This window comes from Propionivibrio limicola, from assembly GCF_009469695.1.
GTDB classification, from domain to species: Bacteria; Pseudomonadota; Gammaproteobacteria; order Burkholderiales; family Rhodocyclaceae; genus Propionivibrio; species Propionivibrio limicola.
This window is the reverse complement of record NZ_SSSR01000029.1, coordinates 1-19,583: the sequence shown is the minus strand read 5'-3', so window position 1 is coordinate 19,583 and position 19,583 is coordinate 1. Positions and strand designations below refer to the sequence as shown.

The 19,583-nt window shown below is 62.3% G+C and carries 12 protein-coding genes and 1 riboswitch; of the genes, 3 read left to right on the top strand and 9 right to left on the bottom strand.

All coding sequences use genetic code 11. The annotated features are described in order from the left end of the window. Positions 1 to 4: 4 nt before the first annotated feature. From ilvN to GH659_RS14235, 3 genes are all read left to right on the top strand, one after another. Entirely contained in the window at positions 5 to 292 is a 288-nt protein-coding gene (ilvN, locus tag GH659_RS14245) for an acetolactate synthase small subunit (RefSeq protein WP_153112109.1), read from the top strand. A gap of 104 nt (positions 293 to 396) precedes the next feature. Further along, positions 397 to 3,165 (top strand): MGH1-like glycoside hydrolase domain-containing protein, encoded by a 2,769-nt coding sequence (locus GH659_RS14240; RefSeq protein ID WP_153112108.1) that lies wholly within the window; start codon positions 397 to 399, stop codon positions 3,163 to 3,165. Between the two features lie 2 nt (positions 3,166 to 3,167). Continuing rightward, positions 3,168 to 4,655, top strand: coding sequence for an alpha-amylase family glycosyl hydrolase (locus GH659_RS14235; protein ID WP_153112107.1), 1,488 nt, complete (start codon positions 3,168 to 3,170; stop codon positions 4,653 to 4,655). Here the strand turns inward: GH659_RS14235 and GH659_RS14230 are convergent. The 9 genes from GH659_RS14230 to GH659_RS14190 form a co-directional block, all read right to left on the bottom strand. Continuing rightward, on the bottom strand, positions 4,649 to 5,992 hold the full coding sequence (locus GH659_RS14230) for a sigma-54-dependent transcriptional regulator (RefSeq protein WP_153112106.1): 1,344 nt from the start codon (positions 5,990 to 5,992) through the stop codon (positions 4,649 to 4,651). The two genes, GH659_RS14235 and GH659_RS14230, sit on opposite strands and share 7 nt — an antisense overlap. Then, on the bottom strand, positions 5,989 to 7,893 hold the full coding sequence (locus tag GH659_RS14225; RefSeq protein WP_153112105.1) for a sensor histidine kinase: 1,905 nt from the start codon (positions 7,891 to 7,893) through the stop codon (positions 5,989 to 5,991). Before GH659_RS14225 ends, GH659_RS14230 begins: the two co-directional genes overlap by 4 nt. 282 nt (positions 7,894 to 8,175) lie before the next feature. After that, entirely contained in the window at positions 8,176 to 9,486 is a 1,311-nt protein-coding gene (locus GH659_RS14220) for a dicarboxylate/amino acid:cation symporter (RefSeq protein WP_153112104.1), read from the bottom strand. Between the two features lie 599 nt (positions 9,487 to 10,085). After that, a complete protein-coding gene (locus GH659_RS14215; RefSeq protein ID WP_153112103.1) occupies positions 10,086 to 11,690 on the bottom strand; it encodes a flagellar assembly protein A in 1,605 nt (534 codons plus the stop codon). A 98-nt stretch (positions 11,691 to 11,788) separates the two neighbouring features. Further along, the gene (gene gcvP / locus GH659_RS14210; RefSeq protein ID WP_153112102.1) at positions 11,789 to 14,665 is read right to left on the bottom strand and encodes an aminomethyl-transferring glycine dehydrogenase; all 2,877 of its coding nucleotides are present in this window, start codon (positions 14,663 to 14,665) and stop codon (positions 11,789 to 11,791) included. Positions 14,666 to 14,831: 166 nt separating this feature from the next. Further along, positions 14,832 to 15,212 (bottom strand): glycine cleavage system protein GcvH, encoded by a 381-nt coding sequence (gcvH, locus tag GH659_RS14205; RefSeq protein ID WP_153112101.1) that lies wholly within the window; start codon positions 15,210 to 15,212, stop codon positions 14,832 to 14,834. A gap of 33 nt (positions 15,213 to 15,245) precedes the next feature. After that, positions 15,246 to 16,325: a glycine cleavage system aminomethyltransferase GcvT gene (gcvT, locus tag GH659_RS14200; RefSeq protein WP_153112100.1), complete on the bottom strand. Its 1,080-nt coding sequence runs from the start codon at positions 16,323 to 16,325 to the stop codon at positions 15,246 to 15,248. Positions 16,326 to 16,392: 67 nt separating this feature from the next. After that, positions 16,393 to 16,489, bottom strand: a riboswitch (glycine riboswitch). 79 nt (positions 16,490 to 16,568) lie between these two features. Beyond that, a complete protein-coding gene (locus GH659_RS14195) occupies positions 16,569 to 17,594 on the bottom strand; it encodes a Fe(3+) ABC transporter substrate-binding protein (RefSeq protein ID WP_153112099.1) in 1,026 nt (341 codons plus the stop codon). A 154-nt stretch (positions 17,595 to 17,748) separates the two neighbouring features. After that, positions 17,749 to 19,311 (bottom strand): fumarate hydratase, encoded by a 1,563-nt coding sequence (locus tag GH659_RS14190; RefSeq protein ID WP_153112098.1) that lies wholly within the window; start codon positions 19,309 to 19,311, stop codon positions 17,749 to 17,751. Positions 19,312 to 19,583 lie beyond the last annotated feature (272 nt).

Sequence of the window (19,583 nt, the reverse complement as noted above, 5' to 3'; positions counted from 1 at the left end):
AACGATGAACAACGCACATTCCAAAGCCGTACTGGAGCTGAACGTCAACAACCACCCCGGCGTGATGTCGCACGTCGCCGGACTATTCGCCCGCCGCGCCTTCAACGTCGAAGGCATCGTCTGCCTGCCGGTCGGCGATGGGCGAACGAGCCGCATCTGGCTGTCGGTCAACGAGGACGTGCGGCTCGAACAAATGATCCGGCAACTGGAAAAACTGGAGGACGTGCTCTCGGTGCGCCGGCACGGCCCGGCGCACGCGGTGTTTGAACGGCTGGCCGAGTTCTTCTGCTGAAATTGCGCTGGCTTGGACTGGCGCCTCATTTATTCGGATGGAAAATCTTCCGGCGTCGAACTAGCTTGTAGACATTACTCGTAAACGACGCGCAGGGAGATGCCATGAATGCCGAGTCACAGCGCCTGGAACAAGCCCGCAATCCTGAAACCCCATGGAAGAAATGGGGGCCCTACCTGAGCGAGCGGCAATGGGGAACCGTCCGCGAGGACTATAGCGAAAGCGGCAATGCGTGGGATTACTTCAGCCACGACCAGGCGCGCTCGCGCGCTTACCATTGGGGCGAGGACGGGCTGGCCGGCATCTCCGACGACCGCCAGCGCCTTTGTCTGGCGCTGGCGCTCTGGAACGGCAATGACCCGATCCTCAAGGAGCGGCTGTTCGGCCTGACCAACAGCGAGGGCAACCACGGCGAGGACGTGAAGGAGTACTACTTCTACCTCGACAGCACGCCGACGCACTCGTATCTCAAGTATCTCTACAAGTACCCGCAGGCCGCCTATCCCTACGACGAAATCGTACGCCGCAATCGGGAGCGTGGCCGCAAGGATCTCGAATACGAACTGATCGACACGGGCGTGTTCAACGATGACCGCTACTTCGATGTGTTTGTCGAATATGCGAAGGAATCGCCCGAAGATATCCTCGTCGAGATCACCATCCACAATCGCGGGCCGGAAGCCGCCGAGCTTCACGTTCTGCCGACGCTCTGGTTCCGCAATCGATGGTCGTGGGGTGTCGACAATCCGCGTCCGGTGCTCAAAACGGTCCGTGGCAAGGCCTCGGTCGTCAAGGCGACGGAAGAACTGCTCGGTGATCGCTATCTTTATTGCGACGGCGACACTTCGCTTTTATTCACCGAAAACGAAACCAATGCCAAACGGCTTTTCGGGGGGCAGAACCGGACTCCGTACGTGAAGGATGGCATCCATGCCTGTGTCGTGCGTGGGGAAACCGCTGCCGTTAATCCGAAGCAGACCGGCACCAAGGTGGCGGCGCACTACCACGTGAACGTTGCGGCCGGGCAATGCGAGGTGCTCCGCCTGCGCCTGAGTCCGGTCGCCCCGGCTGCGTTGGATAAAACCTACGGCAAGGCGCAAGGCGCCTTTGGCGCCCATTTCGACGAGATCATGCAGGCTCGCCGTCAGGAAGCCGACGCGTTCTATGCCGAAGTTATCCCCAACTCGCTTGATGCGGATGCCGCCAATGTCATGCGCCAGGCGCTCGCGGGGATGATGTGGTCGAAGCAATACTTCTATTTTGACGTCAATCGCTGGCTTGATGAGCGGGGATGCAGCGTTTATAAGCCGTCAGCCAAGCAGGCGCCGCGCAATGCGCAGTGGCACCACATGTACAACGCCGATGTGATTTCGATGCCGGACAAGTGGGAATATCCGTGGTACGCGGCGTGGGATCTCGCATTCCACGTATTGCCGTTGACGCTCGTCGATCCGGATTTCGGCAAGCAGCAGCTGAGCCTCATGCTGCGCGACACCTATCTCCACCCGAACGGCCAGATTCCGGCCTACGAATGGAATTTTGGCGACGTCAATCCGCCGGTGCATCCGTGGGCGACGATCTTCACTTACCGGCTTGAAAAGGTGAGGACCGGCAAGGGGGACGTCGAATGGCTCGAACGCAGCTTCCAGAGGCTGTTGCTCAATTTCACGTGGTGGCTCAACCGCAAGGATCGCTCCGGCAAGAACACTTTCGAAGGAGGCTTTCTCGGCCTCGACAACATCGGCGTTTTCGACCGCAGCGCACCGCTACCGACGGGCGGCTATCTGGAACAGGCCGACGGCACGGCCTGGATGGCGCTGTACAGCCTGAACATGCTCGAAATCGCCATCGAACTGGCGTTGCACAACGAAACCTATGCCGAAATGGCGTCCAAGTTCGTCGCCCACTTCGTCTCCATCGCCTCGGCGACGATCCACGCGGGCGGCGACACCGGCATGTGGGACGAAGAGGATGGCTTCTTCTACGACGTGCTGCGACTGCCGGACGGTACCGCCCAGCGTCTGAAAGTCCGCTCCATGGTCGGCCTGCTGCCGTTGTGCGCCGTGGCCGTTTTCGAAGGTGAGTTCCGCGAGAAATATCCGGAAGTGATGATTCGCCTGAAGAACTTCATCGAGGCGCGGCCCGAACTGATCGACTTCATCCACGACCCAACGAAGCTCGGCGCGGATGATCGGAGGCTGGGCGCGATTCTGGACGAAACCAAATTGCGCCGCGTGTTGGCGAGAGTGCTCGACGAAAACGAATTTCTCAGCCCCTACGGCATCCGCTCGCTGTCGCGTTTCCACGCCGACCATCCCTACAAATTCAATGTCGGCGGCCAGGAGTTCAGCGTGCCCTACCTGCCGGCCGAGTCGGATACCGGCATGTTCGGCGGCAATTCAAACTGGCGCGGCCCGATCTGGATGCCGGTCAATGCGCTGATCGTGCGCGCACTGCTGCAGTACTACACGTACTACGGCAACGACTTCACCATCGAATGTCCGACCGGTTCGGGCCGCCTGATGAATCTTTATCAGGTCGCCGAAGAGATATCTCGCCGGCTTGCCAGCATGTTCGTCAAGGACGAAAACGGACGGCGCCCGTTCAACGGCGCGACGGAAAAATTCCGAAGCGACCCGCACTGGTGTGACCTGATCCAGTTCTATGAATACTTCCACGGTGACAATGGTGCGGGTCTCGGTGCCAGCCACCAGACCGGCTGGACCGGCGTCATTGCCCGCATGATGCACCTGTTCGCGACTTCGTCGGCCGAGCAGATGCTCAAGCTCGGCAAGGCCGCCGCTTTCATCGAAGAAGACAAGGTGCCCAAGGCGAGGAAAAAGGCGGCGAGCGTCCGAACACGGAGGGAGTGAACATGACACAGCCCCTTTATCCTTCTCTTTACCAGATCAACACGCGTGTCTGGCTGACCGAGCTATCGGGCGTGCTCGGGCGTCGGGCGACGCTCGACGACGTGCCGGACCCCGAACTCGACCGGATCGCCGGCATGGGATTCGACTGGCTATGGCTCCTCAGCGTCTGGACGACGGGCGCGGCAGGCCGGCAGGTGTCGCGCCAGAATGCCGGATGGCGCAAGGAATTCGAGGAGACGCTGTCCGATCTCCGCGAGGAGGACATCGCCGGTTCCGGCTTTGCCATTACCGCCTATGCCGTGCATCCGGATCTGGGCGGCGATGCGGCGCTGGCGCGCCTGCGCGAACGGCTGCGCGAGCGGGGGCTGCGCCTGATGCTGGACTTCGTGCCCAACCACACGGCGCTCGATCATCCGTGGGTCGAAGATCATCCAGAGTACTACGTGCGCGGCACCGACATCGATCTGGCGCATGCGCCGCAGAATTACACCTGGGTGCGGCGAGAGGATGGCGATTTGCTGCTGGCTCACGGGCGCGACCCGTATTTCCCGGGCTGGCCCGATACGCTGCAACTCGACTACAGCAATCCGGCCACGCAGGACGCCATGATCGGCGAACTGCTGAAAATCGCCGGCCAGTGCGACGGCGTGCGCTGCGACATGGCGATGCTCGTCCTGCCCGACGTGTTCGAGCGGACGTGGGGCGAACGGGCGCCGCTGTTCTGGCCCGAGGCAACGCGCCGCGTACGCGAGCAGGTACCCGGCTTCCTGTTCATGGCCGAGGTCTATTGGGATCTCGAATGGGTCATGCACGCGCAGGGTTTCGACTACGCCTACGACAAGCGGTTGTATGACCGCTTGCGCGAAGGCCACGCCCGGCCGGTGCGCGAGCACCTCTTTGCCGGTCTCGACTACCAGAACAAGCTCGCGCGGTTCCTCGAAAACCACGACGAACCGCGCGCCGCGGCGACCTTTCCGTCAACTGTCCACCACGCGGCGGCACTGATCACGTTCCTCTCGCCCGGCTTGCGCTTCTTCCATCAGGGCCAGTTCGAGGGGCGGCACAAGCGCATTTCGCCGCATCTCGTCCGCGCTCCGGAGGAGAGCGTCGATGCCGATCTGGCACGGTTTTACGAAGCGCTACTCGCCGTATTGCGGCGGTCGGAGGTTCGCGATGGCCAATGGCAGCTTCTGGAATGCGTGCCGGCATGGGAGGGAAACTGGACGAACGACTGCTTCATCGCGTGGACATGGCGCGGCACTGAAGGGGGGCGGATGCTGATTGTCGTTAACTATGCGCCGAATCAGGCCCAGTGCCACGTTCGCTTGCCGTTCGCCGAGTCAAGCGGCCCGCCGGTACACTTCTCGGATCTCATGGGCGGGCCTGCTTACGAGCGCGACGGAAACGAACTCGTTTCGCGCGGGTTGTTCGTTGATCTGCCGCCCTGGGGCTATCACGTTTTCGACGTTTCAGCGTCGTCCGCTCAGTGACGGCCGGAGAGCGTTAGCCCGTACTTGCGGATCTTGTCGTGCAGCGTGGTTTTGGGTGTGCCGAGGGCTTCGGCGCTGCGGGCGAGGCTGCCGTCGTGGCGGCGCAAGGTGTCGGCGATGAGGGCGCGTTCGAAGGCTTCTACGGTTTCTGACAGCACGTGTTGGCCGGCGGGCAGTTCTTTACCGAACGGCGGGGCGCCGCTTTCGATGCCGAGCACGCAACGGTCGGCCACGTTGCCGAGTTCGCGCACGTTGCCCGGCCAGTGGTAGCCGACGAGCTGGCGGATTCGTGCGGCGTCGATTGCCGGCACTGGCCGGCCGTGGCGGGCGGCGGCTTGCAGCAGAAAGTGCTGGAAGAGCAGCGGAATGTCTTCGCGCCGTTCGCGCAGCGGCGGCAGGGCGATGGTGGCGACGTTGAGACGGTAATAGAGATCGGCGCGGAACCGGCCCTGTTCGGCGAGTTGCTGCAGGTCGTCCTTGGTGGCGGCGATGATGCGGCAGTCGACCGGGATCGGCGTGTTCGAGCCGAGGCGCTCCAGCGTGCGCTCCTGCAGGACGCGCAGCAGCTTGATCTGCATCGGGATCGGCATGGTCTCGATTTCGTCGAGAAAAAGCGTGCCGCCGTTGGCGTACTCGATCTTGCCGATGCGGCGTTTGGTGGCTCCCGTGTAGGCGCCGGCCTCATGGCCGAAGATTTCACTGTCGAACAGCGTTTCCGGCAGTCCGCCGCAGTTGATGGCGACGAAGTTGCCTTTGCGGCGCGGGCCGGCTTCGTGCAGGCAGCGGGCGACGAGTTCCTTGCCGGTGCCGGTTTCACCGTGGATCAGGATGTCGGCGGCGCTGTTGGCGAGGCTGCCGATCAGTTCGCGCACGCGCACCATGCCGGGGGCGCTGCCGATCAGGCGGGCTTCGATCAGGTCGCGGTTTTCCAGGCGTTGCCGCAGTTCGCGCACTTCGAGCACGAGGCGGCGTTTTTCCAGTGCCCGGCTGACGACTTCGACGAGGTGTTCGGGCGAGAAGGGCTTTTCAATGAAGTCATAGGCGCCGTCCTTCATCGCCTGCACGGCGGTCGATACGTCGCCGTGGCCGGTGATGAGGACGACCGGCAGTTCCGGGTCGAGGGCGTGCAACTCGCGTTGCAGAGCCATGCCGTCCATCCCCGGCAGGCGGATGTCGCTGACCACGATGCCGCGAAAGCCGTGGTCGAGGCGGCGCTTTGCCTCTTCGGCGCTGCCGACACTGGCGGTGGCGATGCCTTCGAGTTGCAGCGCCTGCTCGCAGCCCAGCCGCACGTCGGGATCGTCTTCGATGATGAGGGCGGTCAGTGGTTCGTTCATGGTTGTTCGCTGCCTGTGTCTTCTATGGTCAGGGGAAGGGTGAGGATGAACACGGCGCCGCCGTCGGGATGGTTTTCGCCGCTCAGCGTGCCGCCGTAATCATTGACGATGCCGGTCGAAATGGCGAGCCCCAAGCCAAGTCCGACGCCCGCATCTTTGGTGGTGAAGAAGGGCTCGAAAAGCCGCGCGATTGCTTCCGGGCTGAGGCCGGGACCGTGGTCGCGGACGGTCAGCCGGACAGCATTCTCGCGTGGTGTGCTGGAAATCTCGGCGGAAATCTCGATGCCGAGTTCGCGTCGTTGTTCTTCCGGCTGGTCGAGCATGGCGTCGAGCGCATTGCCGATCAGGTTGATGATGACCTGTTCGAGCCGGTTGCCGTCGCAGAGGACGGTCAGCGGCGTGTCGGGGAAGTTGCGCGTCAGGCGAATGCGCGAAGTGCGAAAGCGCTGTTCGAGCAGGGCGATGGCGTTGGCGACGACCTGCCGGAGGTCGACCGGCGCGGCTTTGCCGCTCGATTTGCGGGCGAACGCCTTGAGCTGGCCGGTGATCTGGCCCATGCGGTCGACGAGCTGGCCGATGCGTTCGAGGTTGTCGCGGGCGGTTTGTTCGTTGCCGCGTTCGAGAAAGCGGACGGCGTTGCCGGACAGCGTGCGCAGGGCGGCGAGCGGCTGGTTGAGTTCGTGCACGATGCCGGCCGAGAGCTGGCCGATGACGGCGAGTTTGCCGGCCTGGATCAGCTCGTCCTGCGCCGCGCGCAGCGTCTGCTCGGCGCGCACGCGTTCGGCGATTTCGGTTTGCAGTTGCTGGTTGGTGGCCGAGAGATCGAGCGTGCGTTCTTCCACCTTGCGTTCGAGCTCGTCGTGGGCCTTTTGCAGCGCTTCGCGCGCCGCCAGGCGTTCTTTCAGCAGGCGGCGGCGTTCGTTGAGCATCAGACCGAGCAGGGCGAACAGCAGCATGGTGACGCCGGCGCCGGCGGCGCGAGTGGTGCTGACTTTTTCGGCGCGTTCGATATGCGAGAAGACGTTGAGCGACCAGAAGGTGCCTGCCAGCGGCTGCGACTGGATGAGGAACTGGCCGGTGACCGGGTAGGCCGTGACGCTGGCCGAACTGGCCCGGTCGATGCGTACCAGCCGGGCGGCCTTGTCGAGACTGGCCGTTTCGTTGACGCCGAGCGGCGGCAAGGCGCGGCGGTTGTATTGCTGGGTGCGGTCGAAGGTCGCGCGCGTCGTCTCGTCGAGCCGGCGCAGGGCGGTGAACTTCCAGTCCGGCACCGAACTCAGGATCACGATGCCGTTCTCGTCGGCGACGAGCACCGGCGTTTCGGCGGTCGCCCATGATTCTTCGAGTTGTTCGAGGCTGACCTTGATGACGGCAACGCCGACGATCCGGCCGTTGCGGGAGAGGGCGGAGGAAAGGTAGTAGCCCGGTTCGCTGCGCGTGGTGCCGATGCCGAAAAAGCGCCCGTTGCCTTGGTCGATGGCGTCGCGGAAATAGGCGCGGAACGACAGGTCCTCGCCGACGAAGCTGTCGCTTCGCTGCCAGTTGCTGGACGCGCGGACGTGGCCGTGAAGGTCAATGACGTAGATCGCCAGCGTGCCGGCGCGCTCGTTGAGCTGTTCGAGGTACCGATTGACCTTGTCGGCAAGCCTTGGCGTGGCGCCACCGGAAAGCAGATCGATGACGTCGCTTTCCAGCCCGAGCGTGGCCGGGAAGTAGGCGTATTTGTCGATGCTGCGTTCGAGGCTGGCGGCGTAAAGATCGAGCCGGTGGCGTCCGGTGGCCTGCAGATCGGCGAGCGAGAGGCGCTGGCTGATCTGAAAGGTAACAAGCGCGCTGGCCGCGACCAGGACGGCCAAGGCAAGGCAAAGCAGCAGGCGGCGGAAAGGGGTGCGCTGAACCATGGCGCGCAGTTTACAGGAGGCGGACATTGCTCAGAAAAAGAAAAACCGGCACCCGGAAAACCGGGCGCCGGTAAGGGTGTTGCCTGTGAGGAAAGTTTTTGAGAACCGCTTTTGACGCAGAGATCGCAGAGCCGCAGAGTTCGCAGAGAAAAACCGAGAGAGAGCAAAAAGCTGGAACAAAGAATCGTCCCTCACATGGGGTGAATCAATGCTTCTCTCTGAGTTCTCTGTATCTCTGCGACCTCTGCGTTGAAAGCGCTTGTTTCAGCGGTCGCCCAGCGATCAGGCCACCGCCGGGGCTTCTTCGCCCAGCGGTTCGTCTTCGGCGATTCCATCAATTTCGTCGATGACTTCATCGCTGGTCTCGCCGAGCTGGCCTTCCCATTTGGCGACGACGGCGGTGGCGATGCTGTTGCCGACGACGTTGATCGCGGTGCGGCCCATGTCGAGGAACTGGTCGATGGCCATGATCAGCAGCAGGCCCGATTCCGGCAGGTTGAACATCGGCAGCACGGCGGCGACGACCACCAGCGAGGCGCGCGCGACGCCGGCCATGCCCTTGCTGGAAAGCATCAGCACGGCGAGCATCGCCAGTTGCTGCGAGATCGGCATGTCGATGCCGTAAGCCTGGGCGATGAAGATGATGGCGAACGACTGGTAGAGCATCGAGCCGTCGAGGTTGAACGAGTAACCGAGCGGCAACACGAAGCTGGTGATGCGGTTGCTGGCGCCGAACTTGCGGAGTTGCTCCATCGTCTTCGGATAGGCGGCTTCGCTGCTCGCAGTGGAGAAAGCGAGCAGCATGACGCTGCGCATCATTTCCATCAGCGTGAACACGCGGCGACCGAGGAAGAACCAGCCGGCAACGATGAGAATCAGCGTGAGCAGGACGAGGCCGACGTAGAACGAGCCGATCAGCTTGCCGTAGGTCGCGAGCACGCCGAGACCGTTGGTGGCGATGGCGGCGCCCATGGCGGCGAAGACGCCGACCGGCGCGAACTGCATGACGAAATCGGTGACCTTGATCATCGCGTGCACGCCCTCATCGGCAAGCTTCCGAATCGACTCCGTGGATTTCGCGGGAAGCGAGGCGATGGCCAGTCCGAAGAAGATCGAGAAAACGAGGATTTGCAGGATCTGGTTGCCGGAGAACGATTCGAAGATGCTCTTCGGGAACGCGTTGAGCAGGAAGGTCTTGAAATTCAGCGACTGGGTGGCGAGATTGGTCGCCGCGCCGGTTTCCGGCAATTCCATGCCGAGGCCAACGCCCGGCTGGAACAGGTTGGCCAGCAGGCAGCCGAGCAGCAGCGAGGCGATCGACGCGAGGATGAACCAAGTGAGCGCCTTGAAGCCGACGCGCCCGACCGACTTGCTGTCGCCCATGTTGGCGATGCCGGAAACGACGGTGGTAAAGACGAGCGGAGCGATGATCATCTTGATCAGGCGCAGGAAGATGTCGCTGACCAGCGTGAAGTAGCCGGCGGTGTCCTTCATGCTTTCCGGCGAGGCGGCCGTCGTATGCACGATATAGCCGGCGAGGATGCCGAGCAGCATGCCGATCATGATGCGCAACGTCAGTTTGTTTGCGTTCATTGTGGGTCCTGTGGATGAGTTGTTGAACGGCTGCGCCAGGAATTGTGAGTCGACGAATCATGGCCATCCACGGACCGGAGTTTTTTATGAACCTGCCGGTGTGACGCCTTCCCCTATCCCTTCCCTGTCCTGACGCGGTTTGGGGTGCCGAAAATCGGCGGGACACCTATCGCATGGACCGTGCCAGCAGCGGGGTGTTTTTTGTCTTTGAAAATAAAGGAAAAATTTCAGAGGCCCCGATCTCGTTGTCGGAAAACCGGATGTGGATCGTAATTGCCATCCGGAAATCCGAATGAAATGGCGAGAATTCTCATCACGATGCAAGGCCCAAAATTTGGCCTTCTCTTGGCCACCGTGCGACCGAATGTCTGAGGTGTCGGTGGCGAGGTGGGGCTTTGGCGCCGCCTGGGCCGCGAGATTCGAGCACGTGACGGCTCATCGGAAACAGCTAGTAGTCAGTCATGTTGAAGCGCATGAATAGATGCCTCACCACCAAGACACCAAGAGCACAAAGATTCACCAAGAAAACAGGGTGTTAACTTGGTGCTCTCTTGGTGTGCTTGGTGCCTTGGTGGTTCGCTTTTTCCGTTGACTGACTACTAGGTTACCGTGGTGACGTTACCCGATGCGTCCGTGAAGGCGATGTGTTCCTCCTCCATCGAGAAAACTCCGGCATCGTAAGGGCGGCGCAGGTGCAGCCCCTTCTTGCCGAAGGTCAGGTCGACGGCGCCCGCCACGCTGTCGCCGACTTCGATCCGGGCGCCGGCGGCCAGCGCCAGCTGCCGTTCGAGTTCTTCCCTTTCCGGCATCAGCTTGGCCCAGGCTTTGACTGCCTGATGCCATGAGTTTTTCGCGCGCGCTAGCATGTCCGCCTTGTCGCCCTGTTTGGCGAGGTACTTGACGAGCTTGTCGAGGTTTTCTTCCTCCGCGCGCAGTTTGGCGATTTTTTCCGCTAGTTCCTGATGGCGGGCTTCGAGCACCGGATTCACGCCGAGCAACAGACGGGTGACGCCGCTGGTCGGCGAGCCGAGTACCGGTGTCCGGATCAGCAGCATCGCCCGCGCCGATCCGCCGGCCAGCCGGCCGCGCTGCGGCGACTTGACGCCGATGACGATCTGGTTGTTCGCCTGCAGTTCACTTTGCAGGGCGCTGTCGTCAATGGCGATGGCTCCGCCGGCGATTACCTGGGCGTTCTCGACGAAGCGGGCGGCGACCGAGCCGCCGGCGCTCACCACGGCCTTGGCGATGATGCCGCCGGCAATGCGAATGTCGCCGCCGGCTTTGAGTTCGGCGCCGTCGACGATGCCGCCGACGACGATGTCGCCGGCGGCATGCACCTTCATCCCCGGCAACACCTCGCCTTCGATATTGACGGTGCCGTCGAAGGAAATGTTGCCCGTCGCAACGTTGATGTTGCGGAAATGCACGACGTGTTCGACGGAAACGCCGTTGCGGCAACACACCGGTTGCCCGTTGCACGAGGCGAGCAGCAGGTTGGCGTCGTCGTTCGCCACGTCGGTGCCGGCCAGGTTTTCGGCAAATGCTTCATCGTGCCCGGGAACGGGGGCGACGACCTCGCCACGCACGTTGCGCCCGACGGTGCCAGTCGTTGCCGGAATGCGGCGCATCAGCGGCTGCTCGACGGCCACCGTCGGAATCGCGCCCAACTCGCGGAAATCGATCAGGCCGTGTTCGTCGACCTGCGGCGAGCGGTCGCGTGCCTCGGCGACCAGCAATTCGAAGCGGGCGTCCTCGCCGTTGACGGCCGGCGTGCCAGCCGCAGCCACGACGCGTTCGGGTCGGGCCGAGTCGCAGGCCGAGCGGATGGCTGCTTCGTCGATGCCGAACGTGACGCTGGTCTCGCCCAGGGCGGCAAAGATTTCTTCGGCCTCCAGCGGCTTGCCGCCATGGGCCGGCGTTGTGCTCAGCCAAGCCTGCATCGCGTCGGCGGTAAGCTCGATCGAGAAGGAGGCGTCACGGCGCTCGCCGATCGGCAGTTCGAAGCCGCCTTCGACGCCGCTGTTGCAGCGTTCGATCAGCGTCGCCAGCGCATCGTCGAAAAGAAACCACGCGCCGTAGACGGCCTGCGCCACCGCGTCACGCAACCCTTCGGCGTTGAGCGGCGGCCGATCCGCCGTCGGGAGGACGGCGGCAACGAGCTGGCCGCCGTCCGTGGAAAAAGCCAAACCCGCGTCTCCGGTCATCGCCGTCTCTCCCTTTTTTCGCTGGTTTTTTGTGGTTCCGTATTTACCGGTACAACGTACGCTACGGGAGATTCTTTAGCAATCGCCGGTTGTGACGATCATGAAGCGTCGCCCGCCATCGGGCAGGCACAGAACAGGTGCCGGTCGCCGTAGACGTCGTCGATGCGATTGACGCTCGGCCAGAACTTGTTGTCGCGCACGTAAGGCAGCGGGAAGACGGCTTCCTCGCGGCTGTACGGGCGGTCCCACTCGCCGACGATGTCGGCTTGCGTGTGCGGCGCGTTCTTTAACGGATTGTTGTCGGCCGGCCAGACGCCTCGTTCGATTTTCCGGATTTCCTCGCGGATGGCGATCATCGCGGCGATGAAGCGGTCGAGCTCGGCCTTCGACTCCGATTCGGTCGGCTCGACCATGATCGTGCCGGCGACCGGGAAGCTGACCGTCGGGGCGTGGAAGCCGTAGTCCATCAGGCGCTTGGCGATGTCGATTTCGGCGATTCCGGTCGTTGCTTTGATCGGGCGGATGTCGAGGATGCATTCGTGCGCGACGCGGCCGTTCTTGCCGGTGTACAGCACCGGGTAATGCGGATTGAGGCGCGTGGCGATGTAGTTGGCGTTGAGGATGGCGACTTCGGTGGCGCACTTCAAGCCCTTGCCGCCGAGCATCGCGATGTACATCCACGAAATCGGCAGGATCGACGCCGAGCCCCACGGTGCCGCCGAGACAGCGCTCTGCCCCTTGTGCGGTCCCTCGATCGGCTGCACGACATGGTTGGCCATGAACGGCGCCAGATGCGCTTTCAGACCAATCGGCCCCATGCCCGGTCCGCCGCCGCCGTGCGGGATGGCGAAGGTCTTGTGCAGGTTCATGTGGCTCACATCCGCGCCGATGTGGCCCGGCGAGGTGAGGCCGACCTGCGCGTTGAGGTTGGCGCCGTCCATGTACACCTGCCCGCCGTGGGCGTGGATGACGTCGCAAATTTCCTTGACGGCTTCCTCGAAGACGCCGTGCGTCGACGGGTAGGTGATCATCAGGCAGGCGAGGTTGGCGGCGTGCTGCTCGGCCTTGGCCTTCAGGTCGGCGACGTCGATGTTGCCATTTTCATCGCAGTTCACAACGACGATCTCCAGCCCGCACATTTGCGCCGTCGCCGGATTGGTGCCGTGCGCCGACTTCGGGATCAGGCAGATGTTGCGGTGTCCTTCGCCGCGGCTGGCGTGGTAGCGGCGGATGGCGACGATGCCGGCGTATTCGCCCTGCGCGCCGGAGTTCGACTGCAGGCTGATCGCGTCAAAGCCGGTGATCATCTTCAACCAATTTTCCAGTCCGCCGATCATCTCCATGTAGCCCTGCGCCTGATCGAGCGGGGCGAAGGGGTGCAGGTGGGCGAATTCCGGCCAGGAAATCGGGAGCATCTCGCTCGTGGCGTTGAGCTTCATGGTGCACGAGCCGAGCGAGATCATCGAGTGGTCGAGCGCCAGATCCTTGTTCTGCAGGCGCTTGAGATAGCGCAGCATCTCGTGCTCGGTGTGGTAGCGGTTGAATACCGGGTGCGTCAGGATCGGATCGTCGCGGCGCAGCGCGCTAGGCAGGAGGGCATCCTGTTGCTGGACTTGCGCATCGAGTGCTTCGAGATCGACGCTGATGCCGGCGACGAGACGGATCAACGTCGCGACATCGTCGCGCGTCGAATTCTCATTGAAGGCGAGGCCGAGAATGCCGCCGCCGATCTGTCGCAGGTTGTAGCCGGCCGCCAAGGCGGCTTGGTAAACCATCGACGCTTTCGGGCCGAGATCAAGGCGCAGCGTGTCGAAAGCGTGCGTATTGTGGACGGTGATGCCAGCGCGCTGCATGGCTTCGGCAAAGAGCGCGGTCAGCCGGTGGATGCGTTCGGCGATTGTGCGCAGCCCCTGCGGGCCGTGATAAACGGCGTACAGGCCGGCCATGTTGGCGAGCAGCACCTGGGATGTGCAGATGTTCGAGTTCGCCTTCTCGCGGCGGATGTGTTGCTCGCGCGTCTGCAGCGCCATGCGCAGCGCCTTGTTGCCGCGTGCGTCGACGGAAACGCCGATGATGCGTCCGGGCACCGAGCGCTTGTGCTCGTCGCGCGTGGCGAAGAAAGCGGCGTGCGGGCCGCCGAAGCCCATCGGAATGCCGAAGCGTTGCGTCGAACCGAGCGCGATGTCGGCGCCCATTTCGCCCGGCGATTTCAGGAGCACCAGCGCCATCAGGTCGGCGGCGACGGCGACGATGCCGCCGCGCGACTTGACGGCGGCAATCGGGCCGGTGAGGTCGGCAATCTCGCCGCTGTCGTTTGGATACTGGAACAAGGCACCGAAAACTTCCTGCTGCGCGGCTTCGTCAGGAGCGCCGAAGACGAGCTCAAAGCCGAAGAAGCTGGCGCGGGTCTTCAGCACGTCGATGGTCTGCGGGAAGCAGCCGGTATCGACGAAGAACAGGTTCGACGTCGATTTGCTGATGCGCCGCGCCATGGCCATGGACTCGGCGGCGGCCGTGGCTTCGTCGAGCAGCGAGGCGTTGGCGAGCTCGAGGCCGGTCAGGTCGATGACCATCTGCTGATAGTTGAGCAGCGCTTCCAGCCGGCCCTGCGCGATTTCCGCCTGATACGGTGTGTAGGCTGTGTACCAGCCCGGATTCTCCAGCACGTTGCGCAGGATGACGGCGGGCGTTTGCGTGTCCGCATAGCCCATGCCGATCAACGACTTGTTGAGTTTGTTCTTGCCGGCGATGGCTTTCAGCGCGGCGAGCGCTTCGGCTTCCGGGCGCGGCTCGGGCAATGGCAGCGCTGCCGGCAGGCGAATTGTGGCGGGAACGGTCTCCTCGATCAGCACGTCGAGCGTCGGCGCGCCGATGGCTTCCAGCATGGCCGGGATGTCATCGGGCGTCGGGCCAATGTGGCGGGCAATGAATTCCTCGCGGTTTTCGAGGGCGCTCAGGGAAAGTGTCTTCGGCATGTTGACTCCTGGCGTGAAGAGACGCACGGGCTGCTTGCGTGAAAGTCCCGAATTTCACCACCAAGACACCAAGAAAGCACCAAGTAAAAGCTCTGTTTTTCTTGGTGAAGCTTTGTGCCCTTGGTGTCTTGGTGGTTCGCTTTTCAAGCTGTTGGCGGTATTTCTCTTATTCCGCCGCGCTGGCAGTGTAGGCGGCGGCGTCGAGCAGGGCGTCGACGTCGGCCGGGTTGGCGGGCTTCATCTTGAACAGCCAGGCGGCGTAGGCGTCCTGATTGACCGATTCCGGTGCGTCGACGACGGCCGGGTTAGTTTCGGTGATCGTTCCGGCGATCGGCGCGTAAACATCCGAGGCGGCCTTGACCGATTCGACGACGGCGGCTTCCTGTTCAGCCGCCAATTCCTTGCCGACTTCCGGCAGTTCGACGAACACGAGGTCGCCAAGCAGCTCCTGGGCGTGATCGGTGATGCCGACCGTGACCGTGCCGTCGGTTTCGACGCGCACCCACTCGTGGCTCTTCGTGTATTTGAGATTGGACGGAATGTTCATGAGGGCTCCTGAGAAATGAGTCGGCTGTGGGTTTTATACAAGCGCTTTGCCGTTACGGACAAAGCAGGGTTTGACGACCTTGGCGGTCAATGATTTGTCGCGAATCTCGACCTGGACCGTCTCCCCGATGGCGGTTGCCAGCGGCAGGCGGGCCAGGGCGATGGATTGTTGCAGCGTCGGGGAGAAGGTGCCGCTGGTGATTTCGCCGTCGCCGTTCGCGGTGATGACTTTCTGGTGGGCGCGCAAGACGCCTTTGTCGAGCAGAAGCAGCCCGAGGAATTGCTTCGACGGTGGATTGGCGAGCAGGGCGGTTTTGCCGACGAAGTCGCGCGGCGCTTCGAGATCGATCGTCCACGCCAGCCCGGCATCGAGCGGCGACACCGTTTCGTCCATGTCCTGTCCGTAGAGGTTCATGCCGGCTTCGAGGCGCAGCGTGTCGCGCGCGCCGAGACCGATCGGCCTGATGCCGGCCTCAAGCAGCTTTTGCCAGACGGTTTCGGCCAGATGGGCGGGCAGGGTGATTTCAAAGCCGGACTCGCCGGTGTAGCCGGTCGTGGCGATGAAGTAGTCGCCCACCGTGACGGCGTAGAAGGGTTTGAGCGGTTCGCTGGCTGTTCGGGTCTCCGGCAACGCCTGCCAGACTTTGGTCTTGGCGTTGGGACCCTGCACAGCGATCATGGCGAGGTCGCGTCGCGGGGCGATGGTTGCGTCAAGCTGCCATTCGGCGAGACGGGCGGCCATCCAGGCCAGGTCCTTTTCGGCGGTGCCGGCGTTGATGACCAAGCGGTATTGTCCGTCGGCGATGAAATAAACGATGAGGTCGTCGATGACGCCGCCGCTTTCGTTGAGCATGGCGCTGTAAAGCGCCTTTCCGCGTTCCCTGAGTTTGTCGACGTTGTTGGCGATCAGGCGCAGGAGAAATTTCCTGGCGTCAGTGCCGGCAAGGTCCACTGCGCACATGTGCGAGACATCGAACATGCCGCAGTCGCGGCGCACGGCGTGGTGTTCCTCGATCTGCGAGCCGTAGTGCAGCGGCATGTCCCAGCCGCCGAAATCGACCATCTTCGCGCCGAGTCGGCGGTGCATATCGTTGAGGACAGTTTTCTGTGTCATTTCAAACCCGTAGCCAAGAAAATGCAGAAATGAAAAAGGGCGAACTCCTGTGAGTTCACCCTCTGTCCTTGCACGAACGGATTTTTACCTGAGCGTTTTCGGGTGGATTGCGCCTTCGGCGGCGGAGTTCTTTTACGGCTTCCGCGCTCTCCCATTCGCCGACGAACTATAGCCGACGCGGGCTGGGGCGGCAAGGTTGGGGTCATCCTTAACCTTGCCTGCAGGGTGTCGTTTCAGTGCGCCTTAGCGGTAGCCAGTCCGGTCGAAAATCATCTGTGCTTTGGCCCGATACATGGCCAATGATCTGACAGGGAGGGTGTCCGCCTTGAATTTCCCGAGTTTTTCCAGCGCCGGGTTGCTGACCTTCACGCTGGGAACAGCCGGCCATTCGTTGTTGCCGTCGGCGAAGTAGCGTTGTGCGTCGTCGCTGGCGAGATATTCGAGGAACCTGACGGCGGCTTCCTTGTGCGGAGCATGTTTCAACATGCCGGCGCCGGAGACGTTGATGTGCGTGCCATGGCCTTTCTGGTCAGGCCAGACGACGCCAACCTTCTCCATCACTTTCTTGTCCCCGGCTTTGTCGGAGCGCATCAAGCGGGCGACGTAGTAGGTGTTGGAAATCGTGACCCCGCATTCGCCGGCGGCAACGGCCTTGATCTGGTCGGTGTCGCCGCCTTTGGGCGCGCGGGCGAAGTTGGCGACAACGCCTTTTGACCATTCCTCGGCCTTGGCTTCGCCGCTATGGCCAATGATCGAGGCCATCAACGAAAGATTGTAGGGATGCGAACCCGAGCGCGTGCACACCAGCCCCTTGAGCTTCGGGTTGGCGAGGTCGGCATAGTTCTGGACATCTTCGGCCTTCACCCGGTCTTTCGCGTACACGATGACGCGCGCGCGTGTCGAGAAGGAAAACCAGTCGTCGGTTCGCAAGTGCGCGGGAATCCGCGTTTCGAGGACTTTCGACTTGACCGGCGCGAAGAGCCCCAATTCATGGGCGTTGGCCAGACGCGCCGCGTCAACCGTCAGCAGGATGTCGGCCGGGCTGTTGGCGCCTTCATTCCTGAGCCGTTCGAGCAATTCGTCTTCCTTGCCTTCGATCCGGTTGATCTTGATTCCAGTCTTTTGCGTGAAACCGGCGTAAAGCGCTTCGTCGGTTTGGTAGTGTCGGGCGGAGTAGAGGTTCAGCACCTTCTCCTGGGCGAAGGCAGAGCCAGAGAAGGCGGTGCAGAGTGCAATGGTTGATACGGAGAGTTTCAGGAAGTTCGTCATCAAGGCGGCTCCAGCAGGTGTGAGAATAATTATCAAAAATGATTTTACCTACGTCAGACGCTTTGCTAATGAGAATTGTTCCTGTGTCACTGCAAAAAAAGCCGGCCTTCGGAGAGGACCGGCTTTCGAGTAGGCAGCGATCTTTGTTCGATGCTTAGTGCTTGTTTCCAAACAGGGTTTCGACCGGGACTTTGCCGATCTTCTGGCACCACTCGGTCGGCCCGATGATGTGAATCGACGTGCCGCTGGAGTCAACGGCGACGGTCACCGGCATGTCCTGCAGTTCGAACTCGTAGATGGCTTCCATGCCGAGGTCTGCAAAGGCGACGACCTTGGCTGCCTTGATCGCCTTGGCTACGAGGTAGGCGGCGCCACCGACGGCCATCAGGTAGGCGGACTTGTTGTCCTTGATGGCGGCAATCGCCGTCGAGCCACGTTCCGATTTGCCGACCATGCCGATGAGGCCGGTTTCTTCGAGCATCATGCGCACGAACTTGTCCATGCGGGTCGATGTCGTGGGGCCGGCCGGGCCGACGATTTCGTCACGGACCGGATCGACCGGGCCGACGTAGTAGATGACGCGGTTGGTGAAGTCGACCGGTAGTTTCTCGCCCTTGGCCAGCATGTCCTGAATGCGCTTGTGCGCGGCATCGCGGCCGGTCAGCATCTTGCCGTTGAGCAACAGCTTGTCGCCGACTTTCCAGGAAGCGACTTCTTCCTTGGTCAGGGTGTCGAGATTGACGCGCTTGGCGGACTGGATATCAGGCGTCCACGTGACAGCAGGCCAATCTTCGAGTTTCGGCGGTTCGAGCTTGGCCGGGCCGCTGCCATCGAGATGGAAGTGAACGTGGCGGGTGGCCGCACAGTTCGGCACGATCGCGACCGGCAGGTTGGCGGCGTGGCAGGGGTAGTCGAGCACTTTGACGTCGAGTACCGTGGTCAGACCGCCGAGGCCTTGGGCGCCGATGCCGAGGGCGTTGGCTTTTTCGTAAATTTCGAGACGAAGCTCTTCGGGGCGGGTGAGTTTTTCGCCGGTTTTGGCGTATTCGGCGGCCTTGGCTTTGAGTTCGTGAATGTTGCACGGCGCCATGATCGATTCCTTGGCCAGCAGCATCGCTTTTTCCGGCGTACCGCCGATGCCGATGCCGATGATGCCGGGCGGACACCAGCCGGCGCCCATCGAGGCGATGGATTTGAGCACCCAGTCGACGATGTCGTCGGACGGGTTGAGCATGGCGAGCTTGGACTTGGCTTCGGAGCCGCCGCCTTTGGCCGCGCAGATGACTTCGATGTGGTCGCCGGGAACGATTTCGAAGTGAACGACGGCCGGAGTGTTGTCCTTGGTATTCCGGCGAGCGCCGGCCGGGTCGGCGAGTACCGATTTGCGGAGCGGATTGTCCGGATTGGTGTAGGCGCGGCGCACGCCCTCGTCGATCATCTCCTGCACGCTCATCGTGGCGTCGTCCCAGCGCACGTTCATGCCGACCTTAATGAAAACGAGGCCGATGCCCGTGTCCTGACAGAGCGGACGGTGGCCTTCGGCGCACATGCGCGAGTTAGTCAGAATCTGCGCCAGGCCATCCTTGGCGGCGGGGTTTTCTTCTTTCTCATAAGCTTCGCCAAGCGCCTTGACGAAGTCGGGCGTGTGGTAATAGCTGATGTACTGGAAGGCATCGGCGATGCTCTGGATGAGATCTTCCTGTTTGATGCTGGTCATTGCTGGCTTTCGGACAAAGGTTAAAAGGAAGGTTAAAACCGGTCGGGAATTCAGGCGCGGGGCGCACGCCGCGGTTCGGAAAACAGAATGCGGCAGAATTGAAAGGGATCAATTTCAAGCGCCCGATTTTATCACCATTCATATCCCGCTTTCCCCGAGGCTTCATGTTTCGGCAGGGCAATCGCATCAAACCTACCCGAGTCCAAGGATGGACTCCCGGTAGGCATCAGAGGAGGCGGCGAGGATTCTGCGCGTATGAATGCCAGCCTTTC